Origin of the sequence: Flavobacterium jumunjinense (genome assembly GCF_021650975.2) — a bacterium.
In the GTDB taxonomy this organism is placed as follows: domain Bacteria; phylum Bacteroidota; class Bacteroidia; order Flavobacteriales; family Flavobacteriaceae; genus Flavobacterium; species Flavobacterium jumunjinense.
Map to the genome: position 1 here is coordinate 3162456 of NZ_CP091285.1, position 22420 is coordinate 3184875.

The following is a 22420-nucleotide window of genomic DNA, read 5'->3' on the forward strand; positions in this document are numbered from 1 at the left end:
GGAAATAAAATTGGTTAATCTTATTGTAAATTATATATTTGTTCGTTTTTATAAAATAGAATAATTAATTTATAGTAATAATGCAGAATAAAGGACTAATTAAATTTTTCGCAATTCTTTTCGCGTTGGTTTGTATTTATCAACTTTCTTTCACTTTTGTAGCTACTAAATATAGCAACTTAGCGAAAGAAAAAGCTAAAAATGATTTCACAAAAGAATTAAAATATTTAGATTCGATAGGGAAAGAAGAAGTTTTCTTAGGGAAAACTTACAATGAAGTAAGAGATAATCAATTACAAAAAGGGCTTGACCTTGAGGGAGGATTAAACGTAATCCTTCAAATATCTGTTAAAGATATTTTAGTTGGTTTATCAAATGAATCTAAAAACTCAGGTTTTCTTAAAGCGCTAAAAGATGCAAAAGAAAATCAAGAAGGAAATCAAGATTTTATTGATGCTTTCTTTAAAGAAGCAAATGCAGCTAATTTAAAATTGGCAAGTATTGATATCTTTGCAAACAGAAGTCTAGATGAGGATATAAAGTCAAATATGACTAATGACCAAATTGAGCCAATCATCAAGAAAAAAGTAAATGAATCAGTAGAAAGTGCTTTTGGAGTTCTTAGAAAACGTATTGACCAGTTTGGTGTAACTCAACCAAATATTCAAATGTTAGGAAGCTCAGGAAGAATTTTAGTTGAATTACCTGGAGCTAAAGATGTAGATCGTATTAAAACGTTATTACAAGGTACAGCAAAATTAGAATTTTGGGAAACATACAAAATTGAAGAAGTAGCAAATTATTTAATTGCTGCAAACGAAGCATTAAAAGCTACAGAAAAACAAGAAGTAAAGGCTGAAACTAAAGAAGTTGTTGCTGATTCTACTTCAAATAATTTATCTGAATTATTAACAGATAAGGCAGACACAACTAAAACTGTATTTAATCCATTATTTGAAAAATTACAGATTACTCAACAACAAGGTTTTTCTGTTTTAGGATATGCTAAAATTTCTGATACTGCTTTAATTGGTGGATATTTAGGAAGAAAAGATATAAGAGCAAATTTATCAAACGATATTTCAAATGTTAAATTTGTATGGGGTAAAGCTGATACTAAGAATCCTGAAATTGTTGAACTTTACGGTTTAAAAAGAGGTAGAGATGGTAAAGCACCAATTAGTGGTGGTGTAATTGATGATGCAAGAGATACTTTCGATCAACAAGGTAGACCAGCTGTTTCTATGCAAATGAATGGAGCTGGAGCACAACAATGGGAAAAACTAACAGGAACAGTTTCTCAACAAGGAAATGCAATTGCTATCGTTTTAGATAATATTGTATATTCTGCACCAGGTGTAAGTAGAGGAGCTATTTCAGGTGGTCAATCTGAAATTTCAGGAAGTTTTACAGTTAATGAAACTAAAGATTTAGCTAACGTATTAAGAGCAGGTAAATTACCAGCTGAAGCTAAAATTGTACAATCTGAAGTTGTTGGTCCATCATTAGGAGCAGAATCAATTAGAAGTGGTATGTTATCATTTATTATTGGTTTTTCTTTAGTATTATTATGGATGGTTGTTTATTATGGTAAAGCAGGTTTCTATGCAAACTTAGCTTTGTTAGTAAATATTTTATTCATTTTTGGAGCACTTGCAAGTTTTGGAGCTGTATTAACATTACCTGGTATTGCGGGTATCGTTTTAACAATTGGTATGGCAGTAGATGCTAACGTAATTATATACGAAAGAGCTAAAGAAGAACTAGATTCTGGTAAAACAGTTGAAGAAGCTGTAAATTATGCTTATACTTGGAAAGGTGCAATGTCTTCTATTGTAGATGCTAACGTTACAACTTTCATTACTGCTTTAATATTATTTGTTTTAGGAACAGGACCAATTAAAGGTTTTGCAACTACTTTATTAATAGGTATTTTAACTTCATTAGTTACTGCGATTTTTATTACAAGAATTTTCCTAGACTGGAGTTTAAGTAGAAATGAAAAAATAGAATTTTCAACGTCAATTACTAAAAACTGGTTTAAAAACTTAAACTTTGATTTCTTAGGAAAACGTAAAATTGCTTATATGATTTCTGGTACATTAATTGTATTAAGTTTAATATCATTATTTACTAAAGGATTAAATCAAGGTGTAGATTTTGTTGGAGGTAGAACTTTTCAAGTACGTTTTGAAAAACCAGTCTCCGCTCAAGAAGTAACAAAAGATTTAGTTGCTGTTTTTGAAAGTGCAGAAGCAAAAATATTTGGTAATGACAAGCAATTGAAAATTACTACTAAATATAGAGTTGATGAAGAAGGTACGGGTGTTGATGCAGAAGTAAACACAATGTTATTTAACGCTCTTAAGAAAAACTTACCAGCTAATATGACTGAAAAAACTTTTGTAAATTCTTACGAAGGTAAAAATGCGGGTATCATGCAATCTTCTAAAGTATCGGGAACAATTTCAAAAGATATTAAAACTAACTCTATTTGGGCTGTTTTAGGATCTCTATTTGTAGTTTTCCTTTACTTAATGATGTCGTTTAGAAAATGGCAGTTTGGTCTTGGTGCTGTTGCTGCTGTTGCACATGATGTTATCATTGTATTAGGTATTTTCTCATTCTTTTATACATTCTTACCATTCAACATGGAAATAGATCAAGCATTTATTGCGGCAATCTTAACTGTAATTGGATATTCATTGAATGATACGGTAATTGTATTTGACCGTGTTAGAGAGTATTTAGATTATAATTCATCATCAGATTTCAAAGGATTAGTAAATAAAGCATTAAATACTACATTAAGTAGAACAATTAATACATCTGCAACTACATTAGTAGTATTGCTTGCAATTTTCTTCTTCGGAGGAGATTCAGTAAAAGGATTCGTATTTGCTATCTTAGTGGGTATCTTAGTAGGAACTTATTCCTCTTTATTCGTTGCAACACCTGTAATGAATGATACTATGAGTGATAAAGAAGCTAAGAAAATGGCTGAGTTTAAAAAAGAAGAATAGTTTTAACACATTATATATAAAAAAAGACCTGAATTTTCAGGTCTTTTTTTTATATTTATAATTCTAAAATATATAAAATGAATGTATATCGTTATTTAATGCTTGTTGCTTGTTGTTTATTCTTATCATGTAATAAAAATGTTGTTATTAGTGAGTTTGATAATGACTTTAACGACAATAGATGGCTTACATCTGAAGTTAAATCATTTCATGTAGCATTAGAAAGTGATGTTGAAAATTCTAATTTACAATTGAATTTTAGTCATATTTATGATTTTCAATTTCAGTATGTTCCATTTGAAGTTACAATAACTTATCCAGACGGGAGAAAAGAAGTTGTTCCAATGAATGTGAAAATTAAAGATGATAACGGTAAGGATTTAGCTGATTGTTCAGGTGATATTTGTGATTTGCACACTATTATTAAGGAGAATGTCAACTTAAAAAAAGGTGCGTATACATTTGAAATTAAAAATGGATTTAATGGTCAGTTTTTACCTAATGTATTAGGTATTGGAATACTTGCTGAGAAAAAATAGTATTATTCTATATTAACAATTTTGTTTTTTATTGCATAAAGGACTAAACCTATTCGAGTTCTTATTTCTAGTTTAGCAAAAAGATGCTCTCTATATCCATCTATAGTTTTCGGACTTAGACACATTTCATCTGCAATTTCTTTGTATGTTTTTTCTGTGCAAGCATGTTTTATAAAAATAATTTCTTTTTCCTTTAATTCAAGTTTGATATTTTTATCATTATCTAATCTGTTAATTAAAAGACCAGAAACTAACTCTGTAAAGAAAAAACCTTTATCGGAAACTGTTTTCAAAGCTTCTTCAAAAATTTGTGGGGAAGTATCTTTTAGTAAATAGCCTTTTGCTCCATTTTTCATCATTTTTATAATTGTCTCTTCATCATCATTTACAGAAAGGGCAATTACTTTCAATTCTTCTTTGTTAATCTTTATCCATTCCATGGTTTTTAAACCATCCAAAATAGGCATATTAACATCAAGTAAGACAATGTCTATAGCATCTAAATCTATCTTATTGGCTGTAACACAATCAATAAAGTCTTTACCATTTTCAAAATTATTAACCACAGTGAAATCTTCGAAACTATTAATCAAAAACTTTAGGGATTGTGAAAATAATAAATGATCATCTATTATTATTACTTTGTTTTTAGCTTTCATTTTTTTTGTTTAATGTATATTCTAAAACTAGAATAGTTCCGTTATTGTTTGATTCGATTATTGCATTTGCTCCTATAAGTTTAGCTCTAAATCGAATATTGTTTAGACCTAATCCTTTACTCCCTTTGTTAACATCAAAACCAACTCCATAGTCTTTCAATTTAATCAATAATTTTTTGTTCTCACAAATAACATCCATTTCTAATTTTTTACTTAATGAATGTTTTAAACTATTATGTATTGCTTCTTGAAAAATACGATAAAGTATTAACTCATGTTCAACATTAATTTTCGGAAAATTATCTTCATGATTAAAAACACATTCAATGTTTTTTAACTTTTGAATCCTATCAAAATCATTTTTAATAGATTCTATAAAATTAGTATTAATTAAATTATCTTTATTTATTAATCTCGATAAAATTCTAATTTCATCAAGAGATTTTGCTAAAACGTCTTTATGCTCATTTAAATCCTCAACCGTAACTTTATCTTTATCTTTCAAGTAAAGGTTCACTTGCATGATAGCAACGGATATTATTTGACCGATATTATCATGTAGTTCTTTACTTATCTCTGTTAGTGTTTGGTCTTTAATTTCAACTCTCGTTTTTATCAGTTCCGATTGAAAATGAATTTCTGATTCCATTTTGTCAATAAGAAATTGAGTTTTTTTCTTCTGAAAATAAAAAAATAAAGCAAACAATAATATTAATAATGTAAAGAATACAATACTAAGGGAAATTACTAATAATTGTATCTCTTCTCTGTCCATACGAATCCTATTATAAAACAACAGTGCATTAATAAATTTAAAACAAATAAGACGAAACTATATATAGACTCTACACGTTCAATTAAAAACCAATCAATGGCTAACATAAAAGGTAAAAATGGAAGATGAAACAACAACACTCCAAGTATAAACCAAAAATAAATAGAACGTTTAAAGTTTAATATTTTTTCCGAATTAGAAATTTCTATTAAATATAAACAAGATAAAATTAAAACAAAAAACACACCTAGAGTAAAACTGTTAGTAAAGGTTTGATCTATGTTGTGCTGTATGAGAATGAAATTAATAATGTAAAAAATGATAAATAAAACTAAAAAGCAATTGGCAATAACTTTATAAATAATTTTACTTAATAATAATTTTAGTAGGTATATATAATAGAAAAAGCTTATTAATATGTAGAAATTAAAAATGAAATAGTTAATCATTCCTGTCCATTTACTGAAATTTATTCCTAAAAATTCAATGACAACAGATAACCAAATCATAATTAAAATAGATTTAGCTTTGTTATTTGGTAGTTTGTGATAAAAAAACAAACCAATAATTCCAGATAACAAAGCTAAATAAATAGTATAAAATCTTATGTTTTCTAGCATTTTTTAATTTGATGGATAGACCATTTTTGGAGGGTTTCCCATTGAACCATAGTTCATTGGACTAATTTCATTAATATCATCACTCTGTGCTGAATCATCTTTTGCAACAAAATTTAGTGCTGCACCTTTCATTGCATCAACCTTTTGACCAGTTGGAGTTAGAAAGATAGTACTTTTTCCAGCTTTTTCAGCATGTTTAGCATCATTAGGATACGAACCAAAATAGAAACGAATACCATCAACTTTATAACCTTTTTCATTTCCCTCTTTTTTAATAAAGTTAATATAGTTTTCTAATTCTTCAATAGAATACCAAACCGCATTTGCATCATCACTATTTCCATTTTTAGAACTATGATTACTGCTAAGTTGTTTTGCAAAATCTTGTGTTATTAATTGTTTTGGATCTGTCAAGTTAGCATCGAAATCATTTAATTGTAGATCAATAGTTTGTAGATCTTCTGATATTAGTTTTTTCATAATAGTTTTGATTTTAAATTGATATTGTACAAAAGTATCTCTAAGAAAAACGCTATACAAGGGGAAAAATACCCTTTTTTTTTAAGTGTTTCCAACTTTTTGTAAGTAGAAATACGATTTACTCCCTTTTTTATATCCTAAAATAAACCTCGAAATGCCTTGAATAAAAAGGGGTAAAGTACTCTTTTGTAGTTTTTTATGTTTTGTCAATTTTACCAAATCAAAATGAGCTCAAAAATTTGATAGGTGTATCTGAAAAACCTTAAAAGAGTAAGAAAAATTTATTAAGACAATATATTATGAGTTTATATCAAGAAGTTTTTGATGGAGAATCTTTCAGTGAACAAGATTATTTTGAAGCAGTTAGATATGTTTTAGGACCTGAATATTCGGATTTAAGTGAGAATGAACTAGAGGATGAATTACTTTCTAGAGTTGATTTAATGTCTGAAAGTGAAGCAGAAGGTTTTTGGTCAAGTCTTGGAAACGTAGCTAAAAACGTAGGTTCTGGTGTTTTACGCGGTGTTTCTGCAATTGCTCCAATCGCAGGAACTGCTGTTGGAACCTATTTTGGATCACCTCAAATTGGAGGAGTAGTTGGAGGTTTAGTTGGAAATTTAGCGGGTTCTGCAAGTACAGCTTTGTCTAACGTTAACATTCCAAATAGAACACCAAGAAGACAACCAAGACGTTATTCGCATCCTAGACGTCCACAAACACAGCGACCAAATCAATTAGGGCAAACATGGAGAAACACTACAAACTATCTTGCAAATGCAGGTAGAGCAGTTCTTCCCGCTGTGCAACAATATGCACAAAATAATCCTGTGCGATTGAACCCAAGGACAGCAAGAGATATCGGACGAGTGCAAGGATTATATAATCAATTAGGAGGTATAATCAATAATCCACAATTTCAAGCTGGTCAGGCACAACAAAATTTAGGAACAGCTAGTCCAAATGCACCTATAGAAAGTCATTCATTTGCCGAACTTGTAGAGTCGATTAACTATTTGACTGAGAATATTTTATATGAATATTACAATGATGGATTAATTCCAACTGAAGATTATCATATAGATGATTATGGACAGTTTATTGGTTCATATTCTCCTAATAGAATCGATAGAATTGAAAGTGCAATAGCATCACTTTAATCTTTTAAAAAAGTATAGTTATGGAAGCGTATATGAAATTATTGAGAGAACAAAACCCTGAAATAGCAAAGTATTTAGATTTAATGCAGCCAATGATGGAGAATAAAGAAATTGAAGTTGATGCAATCGTTGAAACTAAAAAAGTAGATCCAGAACTTCAAAATCAAATAAATAAACTCAAAAAGATAAATCGGAAACTTTTCACAATAGTTGAAGGCTTAAAAGTACAATTAGAATTAGAACTAAATCAAAATGATGATTTGGCAAAAGCTATAGGAGCTTGTCTAGAGTGTTTTGGGGAAAATTCTGAGTGTTCTGAATGTTTTGGAACAGGAAAACCAGGTGTCGCTATTCCCGATTTTATTTTGTTCAATAAATATATAAATCCTGCTATACAAAAATATAATAAACATTATTTCAACAAAAATTAAAAACAATAATAACAATTAAAAATTAAAATTATGTACGAATTTGAAAATTATTTAGACGAAGATTTGTTAAATGAAGATCTATTAAGCGAGGATTTATTAGAAAGTTTTGATGAAGATTTCGATGAAGCAAAAAGAAGAGGCGGAAGAAGGTTTGGTAGAATTAGACCAACTGTTAGACCACGAGTAAATCAACAATCTAATTTTGGTAAATCATTAAGCGGAAGTGCTCGTGATTTTGCAACAAAGAGCGATTTAAAAAAAGCATTAGACACTATTTCGAGTGATGTTAATGAGTTGAAAAAAACTTCAATTTCAACAAATAAAGCACTTTCAGCTTTAGATGGAAAACACACAGAATTAGCAAAATTAGATGCTAGAAAAAATGATAACCAGACCAAGGTACTTCGTAATATGCAAATGATGAATATGATGGGGTCATTATTGAATCAGCCAAAATTGAAAACAGAGAATTTAGAAATTATTCAAATTAAGGACAAAGAAGGACAAATAATTTCGGAAAAAATTCAAGAAGTGAATGGTAAAAAAGCAATTGAAGTAGATCAAACGATGTCGTTAATGTTACCAATGATGACAACAATGGGAGATTCTTCAACTGGTAAATCAGACAATAACATGATGCTACCATTAGTTTTAATGATGAGTCAAAACAAAGATAATAGCAGTGATAATAACACAATGCTACCTTTAATGATGATGATGATGATGCAAAATCAGAAATAAGAAATGTATAAAAAGGGTGATAATCTTTTTATTACCCTTTTTTTATTTAATCATAAAAAATAGAAACTATGAATCCAATGAATATGATTATGAACTATCTAATTGCAGAAAGTAGATCGAAATACTACAATGTAACAGATAAACAAAAAGTTCAAACAACTGCGCTATTAATGGGAGCAATTTCTCAAAATACTATGGTTGATTATTTGATTATTGAAAATCAAGCAAAAAGCCTTCAGGCAAAGAACATTGAAGTGGTAGAAGTTATAGATATTTCGGATGGTTCTGGAAATTCAAATACAGATTCAAACGCAAATAACTCTACGCAAAACACAGTTAAAATTAAAGAACTAAATGAAAAATTTGAAAAACTAAGAGAAACAATAGAGCAAAATGCAAAACAGGTTACTATGGTAAATAATAGCTTAGAAGAAATAAAAAGTAAACTGGTGCATTTAACCGATAAAATCACTTCTAATGAAAGTGAAATAAAGGAAATTTCATTGAGAGTAACTAAGCTACACGCTCCTTTAGAAACAACTGTACCTATTGTAAAACCAAAAACTAAAAGAAAATAATATGCAAACAGTAGATATAAACATTGAAGATATAAAAAAGCAAAATGAAAAAATCTTAAAAAAGCTGAATGAAGTTTATCCTGAACTAAAATTAACAGCTAATGCAAAAAGAGAACGAATTAAATTCTTTGATCATTTTTTTTTAAAATACATAAATATCCTTGAGATTAAAGAAGATATCAAATACATACTTACACATAAAAATAAGGAAGAGCTTTTAACAAAAGAGGAGATTGATGAAGTTGAAACTATAGAAGCTTTTTTTGAAAGTGATTTTTATGCTGAACTTACAAGAAAATCAACCCGTTTTTTTATGCATAGAGAATTTGTCTTGATACCTATAATTATTGGTAATCTGAACACTATTAAGTATAAATTAAAAGAATAAATCATGGATCCAAGACTCAAAATAATACTTTACGGAAACCCAGAGGAAGAGTTGTCATTATTAATGAGATTGGAAAATCAACAATTTATTCCTCAAAACTGTAAAATCATTTCCCAATTTGATGATATAGTTAGTTGTAGAATTAAAAGAAAGCATCTTGATAGTGTTTATAATAGTAAAGAAGTGAAAAGCTTAAAAGCACCAAATGTTGTTCCAGCGGATGATTATTTTAATGACAATCAAATAAAATATAATTATAACAACCATAATTCAGAATCAGATAGTATTACCTCTAATGTTGTTTTTGGAGTGATAGATTTTGGTTTTGACTTTACACATGAAGATTTTATTGATAATGGTAAATCTAGAATTGAAAAAATATGGGTTCAAACAGGTCAATATACTCAACCTAATAAATATGGTTACGGAAAATACATAAATAAACATCAACTAAACGCGGCATTAAAAGATAAATTGCCATTTAAAAAACTTGGATACCATCCTGGAATAACCGATTTGTTTGGTACAGGAACACATGGTACACATGTTTTAGGAATTGCTTGTAGTAATGGAAAAGTGGCAAAAAAAGGATTTGCTTCTAACTCTCCAATTATTGCAGTAGATATGGGATCAAACTTAGTTAATGGTTCTAATTTATCGTTGGGAGATTCTGTGAAATTAGTCGAAGGATTAGATTTTATATTGAATGAAGCTGGAAATAGACCTGTAGTGATTAATATGAGCCTTGGAGGACATGGAGATGCTCATACAGGAAAAACGTTAGTGGAACAAGCAATAGATACTATTCTTATTGAAAGAAAAGGAACCGCAATTGTTCAAAGTACTGGAAATTATCATCAGGCTAGAGCACACACTTTTGGAGATATCAAAGAAAATGAAAAAATAAATATTCCATGGTTGTTTAAGAAAAGAGACCAAACACCTAATGAATTAGAAATTTGGTACGGTGGCAATGATGTAATGACTGTGAATATTATAGACGATAAAGGAGAAATGCTACTAGAATCTATTCCTTTTGAAGATGAAATTATAAAAAGTAATAATGATGAAGTAGGAATATGTTTGCATCGAGAAAAAGAACCAAATACAGGTAAAAATCACATCAATATTTTAATCAATGGGAAACAAAAATCTAAATTTTGGACGATTGAATTAGTAGGAAAAAAAATAAAAGACGGAAGGTATCATTGCTACATTGAAAGAGACGATAAAGGGCAATCTATTTTTTTACCCAATATTGTGCAACAAACACACACTACAAATTCCATTTGTAACTCGAAATACAGTATTGTAGTTGGTGCTTATAATCAATTAGAAAAAGACAAACCAATTCTACCTTTTAGTAGTTCTGGACCAACAGTAGATGGGAGAATGAAACCAGAACTGATTGCTCCTGGCTATAAAATAAAATCTTCTTGTTCTGCATCTTCAAGAGACTCAAAAGCGAGTCATAAGTTGACATCTAAGAGTGGCAGTAGTATGGCTGCTCCTTATGTTGCTTCTCTTATTGTGAAAATTTTAGAAAAAGAACCTCATTTAAACATTCTACAAATTAGAAAGAAATTATTTCATTCTTGTGATCCTTTTCAAGTAAAAGAAAGTCAACTGGAGATATATAGAGCTGGAAATGGATATGTAAATCCAAAGAAAATAATTTAATAAACAAAATGAAACATGGAAAATTATAGTATACAATCAACACAAGAAAATCAAAAGTCATATAATAAACAAAGAACAACTTCTATAAGTAATAGTGTTGGAATCAATGCAGTAAATAACTCAAATGACGTTGCAATAATTCAAAGATTATTAATAAACAAAGGATATTCTCTTAGTGAAAATGGTCATATTAACGCCATTCAATCTGATCCTACAATAGTATCCATTTTAAACTTTCAATCGAATAACAGTTTAAGGATTACGGGTAATATCTATCCAAATGACGATACATTTAAACATCTGAATTTGAATCATAATCCACAAAATAGTACAGAAAGTGATGATGAATCGGTACATCAACCATTTGCAACTAATGCTTTTTTCTTCAGACGAAAAGCAAATAATGCAAATACTTTGAATGTTATTTTTGAAGGAGATTCTTGGTTAGATTATCCAGTACCAAGAGTTTTAGATTTATATGATACAATAAGTGATAGGAACCAACGATTAAATTTAAATACACTTCATTTAGCTAAATTTGGAGAGACTACTTCAGATATGTATAGAGATAGATCAAATTTTATACAATATATTTCGAATTATAGAATTGATAGAATCTATTTCAGTGGTGGTGGAAATGACGTTTTTCCTAAATTAGATAGAATTGTTAAAAGTACGCACACAACTTTTCAAGACAATTTCTTTACAAATGCATCTAAATTAGCAGAATTGAGAACACTTTCTGGAGATGCTCTAAAAAGAAAATGCATACAGTATAGAAGGTATTTAAATACAACAGTGTTTGATAATGCAATATTTAACAGAACAAACTTAAATTCAATTTTCGGAAGTGTGTACCAAAACTATATGTCTTTTGGAGCAATTGTTAACGCCCACACAAGTGAGAGAACACGTTTTTATATGCACACTTACGATTATCCAATGTTTAAACTAGGAGTCAAGCCTTCTCTAGCGGGTGTTAGTCTACCATTAGGTCCTTGGGTACAACCTGTTTTTGATCAATATCGAATTACAGATGACATTTTGAAAGCGTATATTATCATTCGATTATTAGATAAATTCTATTACTTATTACGATATATTAAAAGTAAATTCAGTGAAAGATTTCGTTTTCAGACAGAAATTATAAACTTTAGAGGTGTTTTAAATGATTCTCGCTATTGGAGAGACGAAATTCATCCAAATTCTGATGGGGCTAGAAGATTAGCTACACGCGTTAATTTTTAGAATAATTTAGAAATGTCAATTAATACTTTTGTTAATTGACATTCTCATTTTTTACTTATTTAATTTTAGTAACTGAATTCGCATAATAATTTAATTTCATGTATTTTTCAATTATATTTGTTAAAAATATAGAATTGATTATGAGTTATAAGATTAATGAAAAAATAGAAAAAGGGTATAGTTTAGATTTAGGAAAAGTGATAGACGATAGTTTTGAAATATTCAAAAAAACGTTTCTAATTTCTGGATTAGGCTATTTGCTTGTAGGGATAGTGATGGCTGTTTTATATTTTTTTCTATTTATAGTTGTTTTTGGTGTTGCTGACATGGCAAATTTTGTAGTTGAGTTAGAAGTTATGAAGACTACTTCAGCCTATATTGTAGGAATGTTAGGTTTTACAGTTGTTTACACAGCATTAATAGCACCATTGAACGCAGGTTTTCTTAAGTTATGTTATTTAGCAAAAAAGAATCAAACATTAGAAATCGGTGCAATTTTTGAATATTATAAAGGAAAGTATGCTAAAGATATAATTGTTGGTTCTATAATAATATCATTTGCAACAGTTGGTTTATCAACTTTATTTGAATTAGTCGGTTTGTCGTTTTTAGGATTTATTGTTCAAATAATATTATCTTGGTTTACAATATTATTTTTACCCTTAGTTATTTTTGGAAATCAAAATTTTGGTGAAGCTATTGAAAAAAGTGTTAAATTAGTAGTTAAACAACCTTTTCATATATTAGCAGCATTAGTGATAGCTTTTATTGGAGCTCTATTGGGTTTTATAGCATTATGTATTGGGATTCTTTTTACAATACCATATTGGCCAGCAATGACTTTTGCTTTATATGATAACATAATTGGTGTTGAAGAAAAAAGTATTATTGATGAAATTGGAACATCTGAATTTAAACTTTAAAAAGATATAATTTATGAAATGGCAAGGAAGAAGACAAAGTGATAATGTAGAAGACAGAAGAGGAATGTCTTCAAAAGGGAAAGTAGTAGCTGGTGGTGGAATTATTGGTATTATTGTATTGTTATTGCAAGTTTTTGGAGGTGATACTGGAAAAATGGTTGCTCCAATGTTAGAACAAATGAATCAAGGGCAAGCAACAGAACAAACTACAGAACAAAGAGCACTAACTCCAGAAGAAATTGAGTTAGGGGGTTTTGCTAAAACTGTTTTTGCTGATACAGAAGACATTTGGACAAAGATTTTTAGGGATAATCAAATCGGTACATACGAAAAACCAAAAATGGTATTGTTTACAGATGCTGTTCAAACCGCTTGTGGTAGTGCAACTGCTGCTTCGGGACCATTTTACTGTCCAGCTGATAAAAAAGTATACATGGATTTGCGATTTTTCGAAGAATTACGCACACGTTTTGGAGCAAAAGGAGGCGATTTTGCCATTGCCTATGTAATTGCTCATGAAGTAGGTCACCATGTTCAAACATTATTAGGAACTTCTCAAAAAGTAAGACAACAACAGCAAAACCTAAGCAAAGTTGATGGGAATAAATTATCGGTATGTTTAGAATTACAAGCCGATTTTTATGCAGGTCTTTGGGCTCATTATAATAAAAAATATTTAGAAGAAGGAGACATTGAAGAAGCATTAAGTGCAGCACATGCAGTAGGAGATGATGCCATTCAAAGTAAAATGCAAGGACATGTTGTTCCCGATTCTTTTACTCATGGAACGTCAAAACAACGTATGAAATGGTTTATGAAAGGTTACAACTCTGGAGATATTAATTTACACGATACTTTCAAAGAAGAATTATAAAATATAAAGAATTATATAAAATACCCCAAAAAGTGAAATACTGTTTTGGGGTATTTTTTTTTAAATTATATAAATATGAAAAAGAATAGTTTAAAATATTTAATATTAACGCTAATTGGTTTATTGTGGCTTAAAATATTTTTCCCTTTTGGCGACTATTGTTCAGGTCTTTTAGATGGCTTAATGATGTTATTCTTTGGAGGGATTTTTACGTTATTATTCATTATTTTATTCTTTGTAAACATATTCCATGTGAATAAACAAAACAGAAAATTCGATTATATTTTAGTTTTAATTTTTCTTTTTTTTAGTTTTTTCTTTTTCATCATGATAAATTTAAAACAAGATAAATTTTGGACAAGAATAATTTGGGAAGGTGACATGGATGTGAATAAAAACTACGATATAGGAAATTTAAAGCTATATAAGAATAATACTTTTGAAGCAATTTATGAAGAAGGATGTTATAAATGTGTAGCTGTTGGGGATTTCAAAATGAAACACGACACACTATATCTATTAAGAAAAGATATAGTTCAGAAAACAGATAGTGTATTCACAGATAAATATTTATTTAATAAAAATAAAACAAGGCTACTATCTATTCAAAACTCTTTTATAAGTTTAAAAAAAGTAGAATATTAAAAAAGATTATTTCTTGTTATTAAAAAACCTTTTTAACTCACTAGTAATACGGTTCGCTTTTATTTTTTTTCCTTTGTATGTTCCTTTAGATATGTTGATTGGCTTATATTTTTGATATTTAATACCAAAGTTTTCATTCCAATAGCCATATTTTAAAGTCTCTTCACTATCAATTTTTGGAAATACAAAAGTAGAATTCGTTATTGCATTTATAGTTTCTTCATGAGATGTTGGAATATAAAAACAATTCAATTTCTCATATGCAGCTCTTCCTAATAGAATCACATTTTTGCCAGCAAACGCTGCTTCTGCACCAACCGTAGAACCAAATACAACTATAATATCACTTTTGTTGATTAAAGCATAAGTATCTACGCTATCTTCTGCTCCAATAATTTCTATACTATCAATTGTCTTTAATTCTTCTTTTATAAATTTATTCTGAGCATTATCAATACCTTTTAAATTAGGATGTATCCTAAGATATAGTTTTATATTTTCATGAGCTGAAAGAGATTGGGCAATCTGTTTAATTCCTAAATTATCGTTTTCATAAAAATAAGGACCAAACCCTTCTAAACCTTCATATTCATCTAATGAAGAATTAAAAATAGTGATGACTTTTTTACCTTCATTATGTTTAAAACTTTCAGGTAGTCGACCTTCTTGCTGCTCTTTTGTGAATGAATACCAAGCGTCTTCAACACGTTCTATTCTATTGGTATAAAAGCGTTTTCCGATCTCATTTTTATCATCTTCTGCGTTTTTCCATAAAGATTCCATTTCCTTACTTACAGTTTCAATTGAATGCGGAATTGAATTTTCTCTAAATAAGAAAGTATTTAATTTACCACCTCTTTCATGAGTAGCATATTTAATATTATTTTGTTGACAAGTACGTAATAATGGACGATTTTCAACAAAACGACCATTAAAAAAGATTACTAAATCTGGATTAATGCTTTTCGTTATTGTATTAAAAGTTTCAAACAAATAAGCTCCCGTTTTAATACCATCTGCAATAAAATTTTGATGATTATCTAATTTAGGTTCATGATCTCTAGTAAATGATACTAAAGAAGAAGCTGTTGCCATACCTAAATCATAATCATTATAAGAGTAACTTTTTAATTCTTGAATAGATTTGAAATCAAGTTTTAAATTTTGTTTCGATACATATTCTTCAAACTTTAAATAATTTGAATATTCAATAATAATTAAATTTTCTGGATTTTTAGCGTTTTTTTTAACTTCTTGAATTCCCTTTTTTTCTCTAGAAATACAAACATTACAAATCCATTTATCATGTGTAGGATTGTTAAAACAGACTTTGAAATCTTTCTTACAAACTAACCAATAGATGGTATTGTTTTGTGCTAATAATCGTTCTGCAATTTCCATTTCCGTTTCTAAATGTGGAGTAGGGTGGAAAGAACTTTGTATTAGTATGGTTTGATTGTGTATCGTATCGAGTGGATTCATTTTTATTGTATAAAGTCTAAAGACATTGGTGTTCCTTTTTCTAATTTTTGATTGGCTTTTTTTCCTAAAATGCCATTGAAATGCTTAGGATGTAAACCAAAACCAGGACGAACAGAACGCAAATTACTTTCTGTAAACACTTCTCCTTCAGTAATATTTTCTGCAATGTATAAAGAACGGCTAAAGTCTTTTCCTTTAGCTTGTTTTTCTGTTAAAGTATAATCAACATTTCCTACAGCTTTTTCAGCCTCACGAACAGCTTTAACCATTGCTGTGAATTCTTCTTCGTTCATTGAAAAAGAAGCATCTGGTCCACCAATACTTCTATCCAGAATAAAATGTTTTTCAATAATTTTTCCACCTAAAGCTGTTGCCACAATTGGAACAGTTGCGCCCATAGTATGATCGGATAAACCAGAAATGACATTAAATCGTTCTGCTAAATCTTTTATCATACTCATATTTGCTTCTTCAACAGGAGCTGGATAACTTGACGTACATTTTAATAACGCAATATCATGATTGCCAACGCGCTTACAAGCTTCAACAGCTAGCTCAATATCAGCCAATTCAGCTATTCCTGTAGATATAATAATAGGCTTCATTTTAGAAGCTGCATATTCAATCAAAGGAATATCAGTTATCTCGAAAGATGCAATTTTATAAGCAGGAGTATTCAAGTTTTCTAAATAATCGACAGCTGTTTTGTCAAAAGGAGATGAAAAACAAATTAAGCCTTCAGCTTCAGCCGCTTTGTAAATTTGTTCATGCCATTCCCAAGGCGTATATGCTTCTTTGTATAAATCGTATAGTTTTCTTCCATCCCAAATTGTACCTTTAATTACAAAATCAGGTTTGTCAGAATCTAGTGTAATAGTTTCGGCAGTATAGGTTTGCAATTTTATACAGTTGGCACCAGCTCTTTTTGCTGCTTTTACAGTTTCTAAAGCGGTTTCTAAACTTCCGTTATGATTGGCTGACAATTCTGCAATAATGAATACTGGAGAATTTTTATGTATTTCGAAATTTGCTATTTTCATTTTTTAAATATATAATGATAACTAGTATGATTTTGATATTCCAAAACAATATCTAATTGATAACCTGCTTTTTTAAAAGACTTTTCTGAAGCTTTATTTTCTAATTTAATATAAGCACTAATGGTATAATTTGGATTCTCTTCTATAAATTGTTTTGAAGCGATTGCTAACATTTCATTCGCATATCCTTTTCCTCTATGATCTTTATCGTTTGAAATTCCGATTATAGCAATTTTATCGTCTTGTTTTTGAATACGAACTTGACCAATTGGTTGCTTCAAATGATTTTCAAATACATACATAGCACAAGAATCGTCTTTTATTTTAGCTAAAAACCATTTGCTATGATTTTCTAACGAAATAACTTCTGATTGATAAGAATTTTCTCTAACCGAAGTATCGTTTGTCCAATCAAAATATAACATTAAATCATCTGTATTCGCTTTTCTTAAGCTAACATTACGGTTCATTTTAGCATGATAAACAACATCTAAATGCTTTCCATTAAAAAAACAATGCTCCTTTAATCGCGCTTCTTCTTTAAATCCGCAACTTTCTAAAGTTTCATATAAATGCGGTCGTAAATCAAATGCATAAGTAAATATTTTATGAAAATTTAAAGTTTCAAACGCTATTTTTTCAAGTAAATTAAGATAATTAGACCAATATTTTGAAAAATGTTCTTTTTCCAATTCAGTTTTCATTACAAATGAAATCTCTGCATTTTTATCAATCCAATTGATATGTACTAAACCACCATAACCTATAAATTCATTGTTTTCAAAAAATGAGAACAATAATTGACTTGGTTTTTCAACTTCAAATAAAGCAGAAATAACAGTAGAAAAATATTGTTCTTGTTTCTCTTTGGTTAAAGGTTCAGTTTGTCTTAAATGAAATAATTGTGAGTTACGAATGTCTAAAATAGCGTATTTGTCTTCATCACGAATGGGTTCGATATGAAAACCATCCGCGTGAAAAAGGTTGTTTGTTAAACATTTGTATTTTCTCATTTTATAACAACTTTCTAAATACAGCTTTTGCTGGACTTCCTTTTAATAAACCTTCGTATCCTTCTTTTAGGGCTTGTTGGTACACTTTGATACTTTCGCTAAATGCCTTTGCAAAATAATAAATATCTTCTTCGGTATGAGAAAAACAAGGAACAAAAACACCTTGAAATAGTATACCACGACGAATCATTTCTTGTAAAAATAACGTTCTAAATCCTTGACATGCTTGCTTGTTTTGATCTTTGAATACGAAAACAGGCATCCACACAGAAGGCATAATATTGATATAATCGTTAAGATTATTTTCCTGAATTAATTGGCTACATAAATCAATTAATTTTTTACCTAAAGCGTGATTGTGTTCGATTACATTATTGTTTTTAAACACATCAATTGTAGCAATTGCAGCAGAAAGTCCGTGGGTTTCTCCCCCATGAGTAGTTGAGATTAAAAATACTTTTTCTTCACCTTCACGAGTAATTCCACCTAATTCCATGATTTCTTTTTTACCTGTTAAGGCACAAAATGAAAATCCGTTGGCAATTCCTTTTCCCCATGTTGCCATATCTGGTGTAATTCCATATTTTGTAATTGTTCCAGGAAATTCAGTTTTGAATCCTGTTACCATTTCATCTGCAATAAATAAAGCTCCATTAGCATGACACAGTTCGATAGCTTGTTTTAAGTACTCTTCATTAGTATTCTCACAAGTACAATTCGCACATTGATTCTTTTCTGGTTCAGAAATTACACAAGCAATTTGGTCTGGATATTTTTCAAATAGCTCTTTTAATGATTGAATACTACAACCTTTAAAAGTTACTGATAATTCGGAAATTTCATCTGGAACTCCTTTATTACAAGCCGTTTTACCAATAAACCAATCATCATAGCTATAAAAAGGATGATCTCCAGGGAAGGCTACCAATTTTCTACCGGTATGTGCTCTTGCTAATTTAACTGCAGCAGTTGTTACGATAGATCCGTTTTTGGAAAACTTAATCATATCATGACCTGGAACTAAATCTAAGAATTTTTCTGCAATTTCTTTTTCTAAATGAGAAGGTCTTTGAAAATTGACACCATTGTTTAATTCGCTTTTTACAGCTTCTACAACAGAATCATACGCATGACCTAAACTTACACTTGTTAATCCCATAGAACAATCTAAAAATTGATTGTCATCTACATCCCAAACGTAAGCTCCTTTTCCTTTTACGATAGCTGCTGGAGAAAGAATTGGGAATTGGTCATCACCTTTAGAATAGGTATGACATCCACCAGGAATTAATTGATGAATCGTTTTTCTATATTCGTCTGAAGCAACAAAATTAGTAATGTTGCGTAGTTTTATTTCTTCAAATTTACTTTTCATATAACCTTGATTTCTAATTATAGAACCATTTATTTCTTTTATTTTTGGATTATTTAAAATATAATCCGCATATATTTCCCAAGATTGATTTGCTCCTAAAGTTTCAATTAAGTGCTCAATTACATTAAAATCTAAAACTTCATCAACTGTAATTCTTATTTTTGAATACTTTTCATCGATTAAATCATTTGAATATTGAGATAAATCTACTTTTCGTCTGATATAAGGTGTAACATGTTCTCTATCTGCTTTTAAAATCGCATTTTCCCAAGCTTCTTCAAGCTTTTTAAAAGAAAAAACTTCAACATCTAATCCGTCAGGGTATTTATCTTCAAAGACATTAGAAAAATAATCTAATTTATTAGAAATACAAAATTGAACCGTTTCATCAATTAATGTAGCATCAATCAAAGGACAATCGGAAGTTACTCTTACCACATAATCTGCATTTTCATCTTTTACAGCTTGATAAAAACGATCTAATACATCGTCTAAACTTCCTTTATAAAATTGCAAATTTACTTTGGTTGCAATATCACAAATAGCATCCGATTCTGCTTCATTTGTTGTAGCAACTATCCAGTTATTAACGAATTGCGATTGTTTAATTCGTTCTAAATGATACTCTAAAAGTGTTTTATCTTTAATTTTAAGTAACACTTTTTTAGGTAATCTTGATGAACCTATTCTTGCTTGTGTTATGCCAACTATTTTTACCAATTTGCAGGATTTAATAATTCTTTATTTGTAACCTTAATAGCACTTATTGCTTCAAAAATGGAGTTATCTAAATTCCAATTATTAACAGCATTGATATTGTCTGTCAGTTGTTTTTCATTTTCAACACCTATAACTACTTTGTCGATGTTTTTATTCAAACAGGCAAAGTTTAGCGCTAAATCGGCTATGCTTATTTTATACTGATTTGCAATTTCTTTTAGCTGATTTAATTCTGCTTTTAAAGGTATTAATTTTTCTGGTAAGGATTCTGTATTTAAAAAATATAAACCTTGTAAAAAGACAGAACGACAATGTATTTCAATATTTTTATTCTTTAACTCCTCAAAATATGGAGTGAACTTTTGATCTAATAGACTAAAAGGAATTTGAATGATATCTGGAATTAAATCCAATTGTAATAATGCCTCTAATTGTTTTGGAGTATATAAAGAATAACCTATTTTCTGTACTTTATTCTTTTCTTTAAAATTAACTAAAGTTTCCCATAATTTCAGATTTTCAATTAAAAAATCACCATTATGAGCCATAAAACCATATAAACGATCTTGTTTTAATCTTATGATGGAACGTTCTATGTTTTCTTTTAATTCTGAATTTGAACTATATTTTGGGAATTTAGAAATAATTTGAGCTTCATTAGGTAAAAAATCAGCAATTCGTTCTTCTGCATTACCATAAGCAATTGCAGTATCGAAAGTGAGTATATTGTTTTTTACAGCAGTTTCAAAAATTTGTGATACATCCAAATCCGTAGGAACTCCTTTGGTATTAGAAATTCCATATTGTAAGCCAAACTGAACGGTTCCTAAGGCAAGTTTCAAATTATTTATAAAAATTAAGAATGGTTGCTATTACAAAATCTTGTTCTGTTTCGGTTAAAGTAGGATACATAGGTAAACTAATACAATTTTTATAATAGTTTTCCGCAATTGGTTGATTTCCTTCTTTATTACCTTGTGCTTTATAAAAAGGCATCAAATGGCATGGGATATAATGAATTTGTGCGAAAATTTTGTTTTCACGCAAATGATTGTATAATCCTAATCTGTTTTCAACTTCAATAATATAAAGATGATAAGCGTGTCCTTCAATTACACCAGATTGTCCTTTGATGAATGATGAATTTTGAAAAGCCTCATTGTATCTTTTAGCAATAGCTCTTCTTTTCTCAATGCCAGTTTTAGCCTTCTCTAATTGGCTAATTCCTAGTGCCGCTTGAAAGTCGGTAAAACGATAATTATATCCTAAAGTTTGCATTTCCATGTACCAACCTGGATAATTTCCATTGTGCTTATCTGTTCCATTAGCTAGTTCTAAAGAATTCTCGAATACATTAGTATCCCTTGTAATACCATGCGTACGAAGCATTAATAACTTTTTATATAACTCTTCATCGTTCGTCGTTATCATTCCACCTTCTCCTGTAGCAATATGCTTTACAGGATGAAATGAAAAAATAGCTAAATCAGCAAAATTACCATTTCCGCAATTTTGTTGTACTCCTTTACTATCTATAAAATAACCTCCTGGAGAATGACAAGAGTCTTCAATGATCCAAAGATTATATTCATCAGCAATTTTTTTAAGTTCTTCAAGGTTTACAGCTCTTCCTGCAAAATCGACAGGAACAATTCCTGAAAACGTACCTTTTGGTTGACTTTCCAATAATTGTTTAATTTTTGGAATATCAATTAGATAGGTTTCTTTGTCTATATCTGAAAAAACAACTTCACCACCACAATATTTAATACAATTTGCAGAAGCTGCAAATGTAATGGGTGTTGTAATTACTTTTGAATTTTCATTTACATCTAGTGCTAAAGCACACAAATGTAGAGCAGCAGTTCCATTAGCGACAGCTACACTATATTTACAACCAATATAAGTTGAGAATTTTTGTTCAAATTCTAATATAGTTGGTCCTTGGGTAAGAAAATCACATTTCAAAGCATTGGTAACTGCTAAGATGTCTTCTTCTGTGATATTTTGTTTTCCGTATGGTATCATT

General features: G+C 29.4%; 21 protein-coding genes. 12 read left to right on the plus strand and 9 right to left on the minus strand.

Annotation, left to right across the window (positions count from 1 at the left end):
* Window positions 1-80 precede the first annotated feature (80 nt).
* Entirely contained in the window at window positions 81-3023 is a 2943-nt protein-coding gene (secDF, locus tag L2Z92_RS14265) for a protein translocase subunit SecDF (protein WP_236454813.1), read from the plus strand.
* 77 nt (window positions 3024-3100) lie between these two features.
* A complete protein-coding gene (locus tag L2Z92_RS14270) occupies window positions 3101-3562 on the plus strand; it encodes a gliding motility lipoprotein GldH family protein (protein WP_236454815.1) in 462 nt (153 codons plus the stop codon).
* A gap of 2 nt (window positions 3563-3564) precedes the next feature.
* Here the strand turns inward: L2Z92_RS14270 and L2Z92_RS14275 are convergent, their stop codons facing one another.
* The 3 genes from L2Z92_RS14275 to L2Z92_RS14285 all read right to left on the minus strand — a co-directional run bounded on the left by L2Z92_RS14275 (window position 3565) and on the right by L2Z92_RS14285 (window position 6096).
* The gene (locus L2Z92_RS14275; protein ID WP_236454817.1) at window positions 3565-4221 is read right to left on the minus strand and encodes a response regulator transcription factor; all 657 of its coding nucleotides are present in this window, start codon (window positions 4219-4221) and stop codon (window positions 3565-3567) included.
* Entirely contained in the window at window positions 4211-4996 is a 786-nt protein-coding gene (locus tag L2Z92_RS14280; protein WP_236454818.1) for a sensor histidine kinase, read from the minus strand. The genes L2Z92_RS14275 and L2Z92_RS14280 overlap by 11 nt, the downstream gene beginning before the upstream one ends.
* A gap of 623 nt (window positions 4997-5619) precedes the next feature.
* On the minus strand, window positions 5620-6096 hold the full coding sequence (locus L2Z92_RS14285) for a hypothetical protein (protein ID WP_236454820.1): 477 nt from the start codon (window positions 6094-6096) through the stop codon (window positions 5620-5622).
* Between the two features lie 299 nt (window positions 6097-6395).
* On the opposite strand from L2Z92_RS14285, the gene L2Z92_RS14290 reads away from it, so the two are divergent.
* From L2Z92_RS14290 to L2Z92_RS14335, 10 genes are all read left to right on the plus strand, one after another.
* The gene (locus L2Z92_RS14290) at window positions 6396-7253 is read left to right on the plus strand and encodes a hypothetical protein (protein ID WP_236454822.1); all 858 of its coding nucleotides are present in this window, start codon (window positions 6396-6398) and stop codon (window positions 7251-7253) included.
* A 20-nt stretch (window positions 7254-7273) separates the two neighbouring features.
* Window positions 7274-7684 carry a hypothetical protein gene (locus tag L2Z92_RS14295; RefSeq protein WP_236454824.1) on the plus strand — a complete coding sequence of 137 codons (411 nt, stop codon included), beginning with the start codon at window positions 7274-7276 and terminating at the stop codon, window positions 7682-7684.
* Between the two features lie 30 nt (window positions 7685-7714).
* Window positions 7715-8425, plus strand: coding sequence for a hypothetical protein (locus tag L2Z92_RS14300; protein ID WP_236454826.1), 711 nt, complete (start codon window positions 7715-7717; stop codon window positions 8423-8425).
* Between the two features lie 68 nt (window positions 8426-8493).
* Window positions 8494-9003: a hypothetical protein gene (locus L2Z92_RS14305; RefSeq protein WP_236454828.1), complete on the plus strand. Its 510-nt coding sequence runs from the start codon at window positions 8494-8496 to the stop codon at window positions 9001-9003.
* Between the two features lies 1 nt (window position 9004).
* Complete coding sequence (locus L2Z92_RS14310; RefSeq protein WP_236454830.1) at window positions 9005-9391, plus strand: hypothetical protein; 387 nt, start codon at window positions 9005-9007, stop codon at window positions 9389-9391.
* 3 nt (window positions 9392-9394) lie between these two features.
* Window positions 9395-11071, plus strand: a complete 1677-nt coding sequence (locus tag L2Z92_RS14315; RefSeq protein WP_236454832.1) for a S8 family serine peptidase — start codon at window positions 9395-9397, stop codon at window positions 11069-11071.
* A gap of 15 nt (window positions 11072-11086) precedes the next feature.
* On the plus strand, window positions 11087-12319 hold the full coding sequence (locus L2Z92_RS14320) for a peptidoglycan-binding domain-containing protein (RefSeq protein ID WP_236454834.1): 1233 nt from the start codon (window positions 11087-11089) through the stop codon (window positions 12317-12319).
* Between the two features lie 140 nt (window positions 12320-12459).
* Window positions 12460-13242, plus strand: a complete 783-nt coding sequence (locus L2Z92_RS14325; protein WP_236454836.1) for a hypothetical protein — start codon at window positions 12460-12462, stop codon at window positions 13240-13242.
* 13 nt (window positions 13243-13255) lie between these two features.
* On the plus strand, window positions 13256-14116 hold the full coding sequence (gene ypfJ / locus L2Z92_RS14330; RefSeq protein ID WP_236454838.1) for a KPN_02809 family neutral zinc metallopeptidase: 861 nt from the start codon (window positions 13256-13258) through the stop codon (window positions 14114-14116).
* A gap of 75 nt (window positions 14117-14191) precedes the next feature.
* Entirely contained in the window at window positions 14192-14761 is a 570-nt protein-coding gene (locus tag L2Z92_RS14335; protein ID WP_236454840.1) for a hypothetical protein, read from the plus strand.
* Window positions 14762-14767: 6 nt separating this feature from the next.
* Here L2Z92_RS14335 and L2Z92_RS14340 read toward each other — a convergent pair whose 3' ends face one another.
* Genes L2Z92_RS14340 through pseC form a run of 6 tightly spaced genes read right to left on the minus strand, consistent with a single transcriptional unit; the run spans window position 14768 to window position 22419 of the window.
* A complete protein-coding gene (locus L2Z92_RS14340) occupies window positions 14768-16243 on the minus strand; it encodes a capsular polysaccharide export protein, LipB/KpsS family (RefSeq protein ID WP_236454842.1) in 1476 nt (491 codons plus the stop codon).
* Between the two features lie 2 nt (window positions 16244-16245).
* Window positions 16246-17283, minus strand: a complete 1038-nt coding sequence (gene pseI, locus L2Z92_RS14345) for a pseudaminic acid synthase (RefSeq protein WP_236454844.1) — start codon at window positions 17281-17283, stop codon at window positions 16246-16248.
* Window positions 17280-18296: a GNAT family N-acetyltransferase gene (locus tag L2Z92_RS14350; RefSeq protein WP_236454846.1), complete on the minus strand. Its 1017-nt coding sequence runs from the start codon at window positions 18294-18296 to the stop codon at window positions 17280-17282. The genes pseI and L2Z92_RS14350 overlap by 4 nt, the downstream gene beginning before the upstream one ends.
* Before the next feature lies 1 nt (window position 18297).
* Window positions 18298-20391 (minus strand): glutamate-1-semialdehyde 2,1-aminomutase, encoded by a 2094-nt coding sequence (locus L2Z92_RS14355; RefSeq protein ID WP_236454848.1) that lies wholly within the window; start codon window positions 20389-20391, stop codon window positions 18298-18300.
* Window positions 20385-21233, minus strand: a complete 849-nt coding sequence (locus L2Z92_RS14360; RefSeq protein ID WP_236454851.1) for an aldo/keto reductase — start codon at window positions 21231-21233, stop codon at window positions 20385-20387. The genes L2Z92_RS14355 and L2Z92_RS14360 overlap by 7 nt, the downstream gene beginning before the upstream one ends.
* A gap of 1 nt (window position 21234) precedes the next feature.
* On the minus strand, window positions 21235-22419 hold the full coding sequence (gene pseC / locus L2Z92_RS14365) for a UDP-4-amino-4,6-dideoxy-N-acetyl-beta-L-altrosamine transaminase (RefSeq protein WP_236454859.1): 1185 nt from the start codon (window positions 22417-22419) through the stop codon (window positions 21235-21237).
* Between the last annotated feature and the right edge of the window lies 1 nt (window position 22420).